This is a genomic window from Bacillus sp. LQ01 (genome assembly GCF_057624735.1).
The window spans coordinates 1543367-1556742 of record NZ_JBYEZL010000002.1 but is presented as its reverse complement, the minus strand read 5'-3'; the positions used below and the strand labels follow the sequence as shown (position 1 = coordinate 1556742).

Annotated in this window: 11 protein-coding genes and 1 pseudogene; 1 reads left to right on the top strand and 11 read right to left on the bottom strand. The window is 33.4% G+C overall.

Going from position 1 to position 13376, the window contains the following annotated elements; all coding sequences use genetic code 11:
- Window positions 1-188: 188 nt before the first annotated feature.
- The 7 genes from AC22L0_RS20405 to AC22L0_RS20375 form a co-directional block, all read right to left on the bottom strand.
- Complete coding sequence (locus AC22L0_RS20405) at window positions 189-3602, bottom strand: DUF4132 domain-containing protein (protein WP_487272425.1); 3414 nt, start codon at window positions 3600-3602, stop codon at window positions 189-191.
- Between the two features lie 110 nt (window positions 3603-3712).
- Window positions 3713-4495 (bottom strand): DnaD domain-containing protein, encoded by a 783-nt coding sequence (locus AC22L0_RS20400; RefSeq protein ID WP_087964952.1) that lies wholly within the window; start codon window positions 4493-4495, stop codon window positions 3713-3715.
- Window positions 4496-4946: 451 nt separating this feature from the next.
- Entirely contained in the window at window positions 4947-6746 is a 1800-nt protein-coding gene (locus tag AC22L0_RS20395; protein ID WP_487272424.1) for an S-layer homology domain-containing protein, read from the bottom strand.
- A gap of 329 nt (window positions 6747-7075) precedes the next feature.
- Complete coding sequence (locus AC22L0_RS20390) at window positions 7076-7534, bottom strand: hypothetical protein (protein ID WP_000591634.1); 459 nt, start codon at window positions 7532-7534, stop codon at window positions 7076-7078.
- 155 nt (window positions 7535-7689) lie between these two features.
- Window positions 7690-8646 carry a DUF3994 domain-containing protein gene (locus AC22L0_RS20385; protein ID WP_003313272.1) on the bottom strand — a complete coding sequence of 319 codons (957 nt, stop codon included), beginning with the start codon at window positions 8644-8646 and terminating at the stop codon, window positions 7690-7692.
- 56 nt (window positions 8647-8702) lie between these two features.
- Window positions 8703-9032, bottom strand: coding sequence for a hypothetical protein (locus tag AC22L0_RS20380; RefSeq protein ID WP_000587853.1), 330 nt, complete (start codon window positions 9030-9032; stop codon window positions 8703-8705).
- A 100-nt stretch (window positions 9033-9132) separates the two neighbouring features.
- A complete protein-coding gene (locus AC22L0_RS20375) occupies window positions 9133-9471 on the bottom strand; it encodes a DUF4064 domain-containing protein (protein ID WP_000831724.1) in 339 nt (112 codons plus the stop codon).
- A gap of 291 nt (window positions 9472-9762) precedes the next feature.
- Between AC22L0_RS20375 and AC22L0_RS20370 the strand changes: the two genes are divergently transcribed.
- Window positions 9763-10470 (top strand): DNA alkylation repair protein, encoded by a 708-nt coding sequence (locus AC22L0_RS20370; RefSeq protein WP_087964954.1) that lies wholly within the window; start codon window positions 9763-9765, stop codon window positions 10468-10470.
- Window positions 10471-10580: 110 nt separating this feature from the next.
- On the opposite strand, the gene AC22L0_RS20365 is transcribed toward AC22L0_RS20370, so the two are convergent.
- The 4 genes and pseudogenes from AC22L0_RS20365 to AC22L0_RS20350 form a co-directional block, all read right to left on the bottom strand.
- On the bottom strand, window positions 10581-10907 hold the full coding sequence (locus AC22L0_RS20365; RefSeq protein ID WP_001071909.1) for a DUF3895 domain-containing protein: 327 nt from the start codon (window positions 10905-10907) through the stop codon (window positions 10581-10583).
- A 765-nt stretch (window positions 10908-11672) separates the two neighbouring features.
- Window positions 11673-12215: a T6SS immunity protein Tdi1 domain-containing protein gene (locus tag AC22L0_RS20360; protein ID WP_048519269.1), complete on the bottom strand. Its 543-nt coding sequence runs from the start codon at window positions 12213-12215 to the stop codon at window positions 11673-11675.
- A gap of 13 nt (window positions 12216-12228) precedes the next feature.
- Window positions 12229-12699 (bottom strand): polymorphic toxin type 15 domain-containing protein, encoded by a 471-nt coding sequence (locus AC22L0_RS20355; RefSeq protein ID WP_033685803.1) that lies wholly within the window; start codon window positions 12697-12699, stop codon window positions 12229-12231.
- A 456-nt stretch (window positions 12700-13155) separates the two neighbouring features.
- A pseudogene (locus AC22L0_RS20350) lies at window positions 13156-13350 on the bottom strand (immunity protein YezG family protein); the annotation flags it as partial.
- Window positions 13351-13376 lie beyond the last annotated feature (26 nt).

Below are 13376 nucleotides of genomic sequence, written 5' to 3'. Positions count from 1 at the left end.
TTAACATTTTCCCTTCTATTCCCGCTGTATTCAGTGTAGTCGTATGATAAATCATCTATTTGATCATGATACCAATCCCTTCTAAAAGGATAAAAATCCTCTTCCCCCTAATTCGCTTCTATTATGAAAGAACCTTTTGAAACATTGAAAAACCCCCTTCATTTCCCTACCAATGAAGGGGGTTTTTCTTATCGTTCGCTACGCCAACTTTCATTATGCCCAAGATTTGAATCTGTCGCTACTTGCACATCATATAACATTTCACTAAAGAAGCGTTTATCTACTTCTTTTGGTACAATGCGTCTTTCATCATCAATCTCATCGTATTCATATGAACCACGATTCACTGTACCTGCTTTATAAAATTGAATGTCAAATACACATACATCTTCTTCATCTTCATAACCAATCGGTGCTCCGCTAAATGACAATTGCACGCCTAATCCGGTACGAGTATCTTCTTTGTAAAATGTATAATATACACCGCCATCTTGAACAGACCCACGGATCCATCCAAGCTTCGTCATCTTACCGAATAACGAACGACCATTTAGTAAAATACCGCCAAATCTCTCAATAGCACTCTCATCATTCTCTTCTACTACAAACACTGGACGCTCAATTTGTAGGAACGGCTGAACAATTTCCGCACTTTCTAATTGCTCTTTCCATAATTCCTTCTCCGCCTCAGGCAATTCTAACGGATGAACGAAACCAATAACAGTGCCAGATGAAAGTTCATAACTCTTCCCGTCAATTGTACAGAACACGCCACCTTCTGCATAACGGAATGCCTTCAGCAACTTCCCCTCCTTATACTCACCCCAAATGAGTGAAATAGAAAATTGCTTCATAATTGGATTATCCATAAATACAGACTTCCATGCATTATGTGACCAATAACGCTTTAATGAAAGTGCCGTTTCCAATCGTTGTTTTTGCATGAAAAGAGTATTTCGGAGTTCCTTCTTTAAAGAGGCTAATTCTTTTTTAGCCTCTTCAGCCTTTTCTACATTATCTTTTGCATTCGGCTTTGGAAGTGACTTCATACGTTTTCCTTCTTCTGTCTCTAACTCAATTTTTGACTCTGTAGTTAAAATGGCAGTAAAACTTCGATTCCCGAAATCCATTATTTTTTCACCATGTATAGTAAAGACAAGGTCCGGCACCAATTGATCTTCCAGCTCTTCCTCTGTTATACCACGTGTTTTCGCAGCAAGACTTAGCGCTTCTTTTGCTGCATTACGTACTTGCTTATGTTTATATTTAAATGCTATTGCATGAATAGACATAAGTGCAAGCTTAGATGAAGACAAACCTAAAGCACGAACGGCATCCGCTGCTATCTTTCCTCTCATTTGAAGCACCCATTCATCAATTTGCTTTATAAGTATGTCGACCATTTTGTCGTCACTATACATTCCGTATAACGAAAGAATTCCACGTTTCTTCACATCTGCGTCTTGAGAAATCCATATTTGATATATTGTTTGCACATATTCTTTTAAGTCCTCTTCATTTAAAGCTCTACCAATTACTTCTGCTGTTTCTTTCTTCTCAATAACAGCATCTGAAATATACTGTTGTAAATAGGCTAACGGAATTGCAGCATCAGCAATTTCATCAGAGTCACGTAAACGGATTTGTGGCTCATCCCCAATCAATTGCAGAAGTGAATTTCTTGTTTGTTCAGTTAAAATACGTGCACATAGTTCTTCTATCTTTTCTTCCTCCGTTTGAAATAAAAACGAGAATTTTCCTGCGAAAGATTCATTTTTACTTTCTTGCAAAGCTTCCTGTACAAGTTTCGTATATTTTTCAAGCTTATACTCTATAAGTATTTTCATCACATTTTCACGAACAATTTTCTTTTTATTATGAAGTTCAACTGCTACATCTGCTGCAGCTTCTACATCTTTTGAAAGCAGTTTAACTACAGACTCACGCATTTTTTTAGATGAATCTCCTAAGCTTTTAATTAAAATTGGACGCATTTTAATCATGTTATCCTTTGCTAACTCTTCTAAAATATATGCTTTGGCCACAGCAGAATACTCATCAAATCGTTCAATGATGTACGCTTGTTCTTTTACAATTACACAAACAAGCGCTTCCTTCGCCTTATTTCGCTCTTCACTGTAGCATGCAGCTTCTTCAACTGCATAAGCGATAAGCTTTTCCTTACTTAATCCATACGAAAGCAGATCTTCTAATACTTGTTTCGGTTCTACTCCTCTGACAGAACATTCGTAAAGAAGTTCGTATAAATTAACACTATCTTCATTTCCAAACTGTAGTGTAAGTACAGCTTCCCTCTTCGCTACATCATCTATATCCCAAAGAAGCGCAACCTCTAACACCGGCATACCCCAATACATACTTCTATATTTCGGATTTTTAAGTATTTGCTCCATATCCTCAAGTGACAATTTCCCTAGTAAATAATCACGATATGTATCCCGCACTGTAGACAATTTTATTTGCAAAGCAGCAACAAAAAATTCTTCTCGCATTTTCCCTATATTTAGCTCATATCCTTTTTCAGCTAACGTTCGTGCGATGATGAGATAATTCATTTTACTTACATATTGCAAAGTACATTGAATAAATTCAGGATCTTCCTCCAACATAAAGCATAGCAATTCATATTCATACGTCTTACAAAAATCCTCACTATTTAAATCATGTTGCCTTAGACGATGCGCAAAAAATCTTTCCTTAGAAATCCAAAACTGTGTACAAAAACTTTGAATTTCTTCATATGTTTCTCTATTTACACTACCAGTTTTTTTGTAGTTTTGAGACTGACCGAGAGTGTGACACATATAACGTGTTGCATAGTTTATAAAACCCCAAACATTTTTCTTCGCCAATATTTCAATATATCGCCTCGCAACATTCGAATATTTATGAACACAAAATAATAGCCGCCAAATATGTTCCGGTAAATTCCCACCTATAAATACTTCACTATCATCTTTACCTTTTAAATACCGTTTAACTGCTTCAACCTTTTCCTTTTCCCCTAGCAGTTTCAATATAAATTCTGTATGTTCTTCTAACCTCTCATTCAATAAAGAACTATATGTACGAAACTTTTCATAATCTACATCAAACATTACAAGAAGTAATGTTACTTGCTGGTTAGTTGGTAAAGTATGTAATTGTCCCTCTATATAGTTCGGATTCTCTCTTGTTAACTCTCTAAGAAAAACATCTGCTTCATTCACATAACTTGAAATACTGGATAAATATTTACATGCGATTGCTACAAGTTTGTCCAAAGGAAGTGCACTTTTTTCTAAATAAATCTTCATTTTAGAAAAACTGACATGCGCAAAACGGACTACAAGAACATTTAATAATTGCTCCTCGAGTATATGGTAAAATAATCGAAAAAAATCCGGATCTTGTTTATGCACTTTCCTAAAATCGTTTATAAATCGCTCCGCAAAATCGCTTCTTTTTTGATCACGAATTGTCGTTAGTTGAATATCTTTTAAAATCTCTTCTTCTTTTGTCTGTAAATATCGTTGTGATAATTGTTTCTGTTCTTCTGTCATATTAATATATTGAAACAACTCAGATGTACTAGTAGTCAAACTTTGTACCCCCCGCATCTTTTTATCTATTATAAAATACCCTTATTTAATGGTAGTATAGCATAAATCCCACAAAAACGAACATACATTCTATGTTATGTTAATGTAAATTAAAATACACTACTCAAAATACATTTCCTTCTCTCTAAACTTCCCATTACGCACTTCTCCCCACTAAAATCCTTTAATTTTTCACTACACCAATTCCTCAAAATCCCCTTCACATAAGCTAACGTTTTCTTATTATTTTCAAACGCAATTTTAAGTGCCTCTAACACTTTCTCTCCAGAAAGTCTTTGTATCCAATTCTTCAATTCCTTCACAATATATGGGGATAAACTACTAATATTTTGTTCATAAAACTTATAAACTTCACTATTTGGAACGTCCTCTTCTATGGTTTCCACCTCTATCTCTTCCGCTTCTTCTTTCTCTTCAATAACTACTTGTGAACTACTATTATCCTCTTCTTTTGGCATACCAAAATGCTGCAATAATAATGGAATCTTGTATTCTTCTTCAAGGCATTTACGTAAAAATATATGTATGAACTTATTACTTTTTATAGTCTTTAACTCACGTAATACGCACTTCTCCACATTCGTATTTGAAATAGGGTTATAGTGTAACCAATTTATTATGAATACCTCTTTCGTTTCCGTATCATATAAAATCTTTCCATACTCAACAAACCTGTTTAGCAACTTCTCAACAGTCTCCATACTGTAGCCTGTTTCAAGCTCTGCCACACGCTTCGGTAATACGTAAATTCCACATTGCTTTGTTTTCGTACCAGTTAACAAATATATGTAAAAATAACGCTCCTCTGGCGTTAAATCTAATATGAATTCATCTTGCCAAAAGTTCACCTGCACATTACGGTATACCGCCATATGTTTCCCTCCACTCTTTGCTAGTAAATAGGAAAATTTTAATCCTTCATTATAAAGATAGGCATACGGGAATGGTTTTGGCATTCGAATTACAATTTTTTTACTACTACAACGCCGGTTTCATTTTTTCGCGCTTGTTTTGTTCTTGTAGTTGTTTTTGTTTTTGTTTTTGTTTTTTCTTAGTGATTTATTACTTGGTAGGGGCTTATGAGGGGCTTGGAAGGGCATTCTACATTACATACAATTTGTTCTTCCTACTAAATAGGAGCTATTCCAAATTATTATTTTGGATAGCTCCTTTCAAATTCTTCTTATTTTTTACTTCTACCAATGTCAGCTTCTACATACAATTTATTCTGCTATTTGCGGACAGTAAAACTCTCATTTCAAAATTCGGTGAATAAACTGCTCGATTGCAGTGCGAGTGGCCCTCACTGATTAAAGTTTCATTTTATTTTTGCATTGAATCTAACATCTTCACAATAAAGGCAGCTGCCTGGCCACGAGTTGCTGTACCTCGGGGATCAAACTCATTATTTCCAATACCATTAACTACCTTTAGACTGTATAATCGTTGAACCGATTCTTTGTATGTTATTAAATGCTTATCTGTAAATGGTAATGCTACTAACTCACCTGTAATTCCTTTATATCGTAATGCTTTGTCAATCATAATAGATACTTCTTCACGAGTAATTGGTGAGTTAGGATCAAAAATCCCTTCACCACGACCATTAATAATTCCTGCACTTGCACAACGTTTAATACCGTCATGAAGTGATGGATGTGCCTCATTAATATCTACAAATGACTTATTTCCCTCTGGTAGTTTAAGAGCATTCGAGATTAATTTCGCAAACTCCGCTCTCGTTACATTTCGATATGGCGCAAATACACCATTACCTTCGCCTTGCATAATACCTAGACTGTTTAATTTACGAATATGCTCTTCAAACCAGCCACCTGTAATATCATCTTTTGGTTTTTGTACTTCTTCCTTAGGCTTTTGTACTTCTTCCTTTGGTACATTGTAGTTAATTTTAATCCAGCTTGGGTCATAGAAAATCCATTCTCCATTACCTACTTTATACCAACCATTTTTAACCGCTAATACTTTGTAACGATCTCCGGTTGAAGCTTTACGTACAACACGATGTTCAATACCCGCATCACTACGTACATTGATGCCACTACCATTTACCACTAGTTCCATGCTAGGTTCAGCTGGATTATTTTCATTTGGATTAAATGAGTCATTTTTATCTTGTAAAGGCGTATCAATCTGCGCATTTATATTTGCATACCACTGAATTCCTTGTACGAAACCAGCCCAATTACCACGTGAAATTAAAATGTCAGGACATTTTTTCCCGCTCCATTGTTGATGCTTGTAAATATGATCTGCACCAATTCCTTCTTTGTTCATTAAATAACCTGCAAGTCGTTTTGCATTTTCTAAAGCTTTATTGTAATCACCATCTTGGTTAACCGCGATCTCGATACCGATAGACTCCCTGTTTCCTGATCCATCTCCATCTCCTGCATGCCAACCATTTTCGTTTGTTGGTAAGTGTTGATAAATTTGTTTATCGTCTACAGTAAAATGCCATGAAGCTGTTCGGAAAGTGCCTTCAGTTGCTTGCTTGTATAAATATTTCGCATGATTTTCAGCATTAGCACCAGCGGCTGTATTTGCGGTCTCATGAATTGTAATGTAACGTGCTTTCATCGGATTTGCAGGACGAATATCAGGATTTCCTGCTGGAACAATCCACTCCACAAATGGAACTCCTGCAAGTGTTCCATATTTCTTCGTACTCTGTGCACTATATTGAATACCTCTTGGCTTTGCAACAGGTTTCATTTGACGATCAGATCCATCATTTCGACCATCTACAGATTCAAATGCCTTTTCAATGTTTGAAATAGCTTCCTTTTCTGCTACTTGTCCCTTCTTAGCATTTTGCATTTTGTTTAATTCTTCTGTTTCATCATGTTTATGCTTATATTCTTCTAAAAGCATTTTTTCATTTTCAGATACTTCTGCTTCGTTAATTTGTACATGATTAGGAACTTCCAACTTGAAATTAGAATAATTTAATCCGCTCATTCCGTGTTCTCCTTGGGCAATATTAAGTTGATCAGTTTGAGAGTTGTTTATCTCTTCTGCTGATGCTGATAAAGGTACGCTCCCTAAAATCACTAGACTTGTTGATAGTGCGATTACTTGTTGTTTGATTGTCTTATTCATTATTATAATAAATACATACACACTCCCACCGTGTATGTATCTCAACCTCCCTTTATTGTCACATTAATTTTTAAAAATATGAATCTACTATGTACTTCTATTATATTTTCTTTTTATTTATATATTTTAATTATTTTATACCCATTAAGAAAATATTTATATGTCATCCCTACAGATGAATTTCATCTAATATACTTTTTATAAAATTCGTCAACAAACATTATTTTACAACTAATTACAAATACCGTCAAAATAATCAATTTAAACTTAGACAAATAACTGGCATACAATTTCATAATAAGAGATCCTATACTATCGAAATACATCTATTACAAATTCCCTTTAACGTTTTCAACAATCTCATTTATCGTATTCCGATCAAACTTATCACTAATTTCATATGACTCACGATCTCCTACGAATTGCACGCCTACGATATCATTGCGATCCTTACCGTATTGCACTTCAATAATAGATCCACGCTCTATTTGTTTCCAAATGAGACCTGCTTCATCTTTATTATCTAAAATAATGCAGTCTTCAATATTTTCGTCAATCCCAATTAACTTATTATCATCCATATATCCAATCTCGTATTGTTGCCGTTCTTTCGCTTTGCCACTTACTAATATACCTTTGCTACCATATGAGTAATCCATATAGTCCTTTTTCTCCGTTTGTACCGCTTTCGGCTTTTGTGCTTCAGTTTTTTCAGCAGCCCCACAACCTGTAATAAGACTGATTGGGATAACCACTATTAATACTAATCTAGTAAATTTTTTTATCATTTGTAACCAACCTCATATATTTAATGCAAAACTCCATTTATTACTCTATTAAAGAATAACATGATACTAAGTAAACAGAACGAAAGATAACATATTATTTACATACTCGCACTTTAATGAAGGACCAGGCCATTTAAACCTAGTCCTACATAACTTTAACTTTGCTTCACATACTTAATTGTATTAAATGACGTCTCATTAAATAATTGCAAGTTTTCCCCATCATAATCTTGAACTTTATATGCTATTTTCTTTTTTTGAATTGTATCTTCTACACCGTCTACTAAACGTTTATTGAGATGTAAATAGATTGTAAAAGCTTCCTTATCATATTCCCAAGTTCCTTCAATATAATTCTTTTTATTTGGATACTCACCTTTACCATATGTTTCAAATGTCTTATCACCTTTTAAAATGAGTGACATATTGAAACCGTCTGTTCCTTGGAATCCCCAATTACCGATTAATTCCGTACCATCTTTCACATTCTTCATAACATTATCTGTATTAATTCCAGCTTTCTTATCTAACTCTTTCAAATCTTTAATTGATACTGTACCATCACCGATTTTAATATCCCCTTCAAGATCTTTGAATGCCTTAAGCCAGTAAATATCTCCTTCTTTCACTAGCTTTTCAGATTTCTCTATTAACTCTTTATCAGTCTTATCACCTTTTTCTCTTTTTTCTTTTCTGGTGAATACTTCATTTATTAAAGAAAAAGACTCTCTAAAATAACTAATTGCTTTTTCAAAATCTTTTTGTTGGTTTACATACTCTGTAGGGGGATCTATTGACTCAAATTTATCTAACACTTTATTTAATTCTTTCACACTATCTACTATATCTGATTTCTTTTTCTTACCGTCAAAAACCTCTCTTGTAATATTGTTATGCTCCGCAAACAACTTATCAAACTCTACTCCTAATTTATACACTTTATTAGGATAGTCTTCCTTTGAAACTTTTTCTTTCTTACTATTAGACTTCGATTCTTTTACTTTAGACTCTTCCGTTTTCTCCTGTTTAGAAGTGTTCGTTTTCTCAGAAACTCCACAACCAAATAACAACATGACCGGAACTGCTACCCCTAGTAGTTTCTTTGCATTCATGACTGATTTCTCCTTCTACTTGAATAGATTACTCTTGCTATACCCATCCTCTTTTTTTATCTTGTAATTAAAGTTACAATCGCAATAACTCCTAGAATCGGTCCCCAATATTCCATTTTTATAAAAAATAATGAGTGCTTTTTGTTAAACATAACTTTTTCACCAGTTTCGGCATCTATATAAACTTTCCCATCTGGCTTATTAATATATTTACCTAAATACCAAGACATAACCCCTGATATAATAAACATTACCGCCATTGGCCAACTATGGTCTTGAAAATATGTAGCGTCCCCCGTTATAGATCCAAAGATAGCCTTACCCAAAAGAGTATTAATAATTACAATAATTGCGACTAAAAAACCCCAACCAGACCAAATAATCATCTATTTCTCCTCCTAAAGCGTACAACTTTGTACTTTATGTTAATTTGAACTGCAAACGAAAATGTTTAAAAACCGAATATTCAGACGTTAATAATTATATTTAGCTTACATTCGATTCTAACTTTAATGTCCTAAATGCAAATGAACCAGATATAATTTGTAAAATTGTCGGAATAAGTAAAAAGAATAATGACATAAATAACATAACTATAGGAATCACAATCATACAAACTCCATAAACTTTATTATTAACCTTGTTTACTAAACACGATAAAATGAACAATCCTATTTGAACCGTTAAAATAATAGAGTAATAAGCTAAAAGTTCGTAATCAACACCTTCCATAATATTAAACGCTACAACTATTAATATTATGGAAATAATAATTCCCAAAATGCCACCAATTAAACCTAATACGAATTCAGGTGTTCTTTTCAATTCAATCCCCCTTTTATGAACCACTAACAACTTGTATATTTTTCCCATTCACCATCATACCAAATATTCACTGGAAAAACTATACATACTTTTCATTCTTCCTTACCTTACAGTGACCTTCTTACCATTATAGATAGCTTGTAGCAGTCACAAAATCAAAACCTTCAAAATTACTAACCGGTTTCGATACTTTTAGAAAGTAGACATACCTCTTGAATACAATTAGTATTAACATATGAAATATGAAAAGCTTAAAAAGGCTTTTACATGAAGAAAGGAAGTTGCACAACTATGGATTTTAAAACAGTTATGCAAGAACTTGAAGCTCTAGGTAAGGAACGAACGAAAAAAATATACATATCTAACGGTGCGCATGAGCCAGTATTCGGAGTAGCTACAGGTGCTATGAAACCAATCGCTAAAAAAATAAAATTAAATCAAGAATTAGCTGAAGAACTTTATGCCACAGGCAACTACGATGCTATGTACTTTGCAGGTATTATTGCCGATCCAAAAGCTATGAGTGAGTCTGATTTTGATCGCTGGATAGACGGGGCATATTTTTATATGCTATCCGATTATGTGGTGGCAGTAACTTTATCAGAGTCAAATATCGCACAAGATGTTGCTGATAAATGGATTGCAAGTGGGGACGAGCTTAAAATGTCTGCCGGATGGAGTTGCTACTGTTGGCTTTTAGGAAATCGCAAAGACAATGAGTTTTCCGAAAGTAAAATTTCCGATATGCTTGAAATGGTGAAAGATACAATTCATCATTCTCCAGAACGAACAAAATCCGCTATGAATAATTTCCTAAACACCGTGGCAATTTCATATGTACCACTACACGAAAAAGCAGTCGAGATTGCAAAAGAAGTTGGTATAGTTGAAGTCAAACGTGATAATAAAGAAAGCAGTTTGTTAAATGCTTCTGAAAGTATTCAGAAAGAACTTGATAGAGGAAGACTTGGTTTTAAGCGTAAGTATGTAAGGTGTTAAAAGTATGAAGGTGTCAATCTAGGAGAGATTGACACCTTTTTTGTGGACATTACTAGACTAACGGAGCTGCAAGTTAAAGGGAACCAATCATTCATCTCCCACTATACATCTCAAACTTCTTCTTTCAATTTATATACCCTATCTCTTTTCTCATCATCTTTGATAAAAATAAGTTTTCCTTCTGTAACAAAACCTTCTAATAGTAAACATACTTGTCCATATGCTTTAGGCTTATTCGTAGTGAATCTTTCATCGGGTATTTTACCAGATCGTATTAATCGTTCACATAGCTCAAGCGCACTTATTTCTTCAGAATCAATTAATTCTAAAATATCTTTTTGTAATGGTGATAAAGGGGCTGGTACCTTACATACCTCAGCTACCTCCACCTTTTCTTTTTCTTCTTCAAATAAATCTTCAAATGAAATTTGATTCATTACATCTGTTCCTTTCTAACGATTGATTTGTATAATATGAACTGAATCCTATAGCGTATTTATTATTATGTATTACTTACCTTTTTTCATAAATCTCAAACTCATGTACATCGTTTCATATAGTATGTTTTGATTATACCAAATATACGTTCTGTTTTCTATTGTAGAATTTTCATAACAGAAATGAAAGTAATAGTAAACATTTCTCTTCTCGTTAGTTATATAGAAAACTATGTAAAAAGTTTACATAATAAAATTATAGTGATCTGTTAAATTTCTACGCTAATACGCAAAAAAACACTCGTTGCCTTTAATCGACAATCGAGTGCTTTAAGTTCATCTATTTTTAAGTAGCATAAATTTATAAATTTTGTAGTAACAGTATGACACCATTTATATGTCGTGACAACGACTATGTTAACACTTACGAGTTTGTATGAGTTCGTTAGTTTAATATACATTCCATATGTTTATATTCATCGCCAAATAAAATGCTATCTCACCTAAGATTTTACTTTATTTTCTATTCTATCATTGCACACAGTACTCCATGATGGTACAACCATCATGGAGTACATACTTTCAAAAAACCTTTTATTTTTTCTATCTACTTCACATAAACTTTGTTTTTCATTGATTTATATATGTGTTAATGTGTTTCGTTATCATATTCGCTTGTAGAATATAAATTAAGTAGTAAGTCTAAGTCATTTGAACGAATCCTATATCTCTATTTACCTAGTAATAAAATATCTATTTATTCTATTATTGTACTGGTCCCATAAAACTAGTAATAATAAGAATATGTTCCTTTAATTTGACCTTTTTTAAGTTCTCTACTTTTTCTGCTCCACCTAAACCTAATAGAGGTGTATAACCAAAACACTCCTCGTAATCTAACTCATTATATTGTTTAAGCGCTTCAGGATAAGGTTGCCAAGATAAATCTTCATCTCTAAATTCTAAATCAGTAATATTTTGAAAGAAAAATTCAAATGTAAACATAATGGTCTTTACTATACCATACCTGTAATTAAGTAATCTAACATATCCATCTGACCAAATAACCAAGTCTCCCATACCCGTAGCAAACAATACTATTGAATCCTTATATCTTTGACTACTCTCCTCCAAAATCTCTTTAAATTCCTCTGGATTTACACTTTTAAAATACCCTTGCATAAATGTACCAAATCCATAATTACTCCATAAATTTATTATTTCATTAGGTACTACATGTTTATACTTTTCAATGATTTCACTCGGAACTTTATTATGCAACTTAAAATCTTTTAAATATTGTTCCATCTAAACTCCTCCTCTAATGTGTTAATTTTACATTCAAATAAGTACTTTTTAGTTGTTCTGGTGTCATGTTTTTGGCTAATTCCTTAATTTGTTCATCAACAATATCAATTCTATACCGCCATTGACTACCTATAGAAGAATTAATCCTTTTATCTCCCATACCTCCTATTATTTCTACCTTTCCACCTGCTATCTGGTCAGGGTTGTGAAGTGCAGCTTGAGTATCTAGCCATTCCTTGGCTTTTTTCTTGGCATTTGATAACGTTAATCCTTCTCTTTGTAGTTCATTTACCTTTTGTACATAAGCTTCTTCTCTAGCAGCTTGTTGAGCAGCATTCCCTTCAATAGCTCGCCCCTGTGCTATGTATCTTTCACTATTTTTTAAATACTCATCCACTGTAAGCTCATTCATACCTTTTTCTTGGTCTTTTAATTGTCTCGCAAACTCTTCTGAATCATGTTTTACATTTCTATTAAAGTTCACTTCAATTTCTTTTATTTTAGGTACATCATTTAAATGCTTACCATTACCCGTACCCTTAGCAAGTTGATAAGCGTCATCTTTAGCTACCGTACTTGCCTTTGAAAACTTTCCAACTACTTCTCCAACAGTTGAAGATTCTATATAAGAAAGCTTCATTCCTATTCCAGTATCCTCCGTCCTAATTGCTGCTGGAATAGGAGTATTTTTCATAGCATCTAGTGCATTTTTTTAAGTCTTATTTTCCTTAAGCGATTGTACCACATTATTTCTACGCTAAAACGCAAAAAAGCACTTGTTGCCTTTAATTGACAATCAAGTGCTCTAAGTTCATCTGTTTTATAAGTAACATTAATCCGTCACTATTCTTTTTTCAATAGCCCAACTAAAGTTAGTTGATTTGGATATTTTACATATTTACTCGCTAATAATGCATTCCTTAATTTAACAGAGAATATTTTAAGATTTATTTTGCTCTTCATATTCTTTCATCTCTTCGAATTTTCTTCGCTCATTTTCATTACTCGGTTTCTTCCCTAAATATTTATATTCAAAATAATCCACTCGGTCATTCGGTCCAAAAGTAGATTGATACCATTTAGTATACCCATAATAAATTTTTAATTTCCCCTCAGATGTCACAATCACGTCAAAAGGTTTATAGACTTTGTATCAAAATT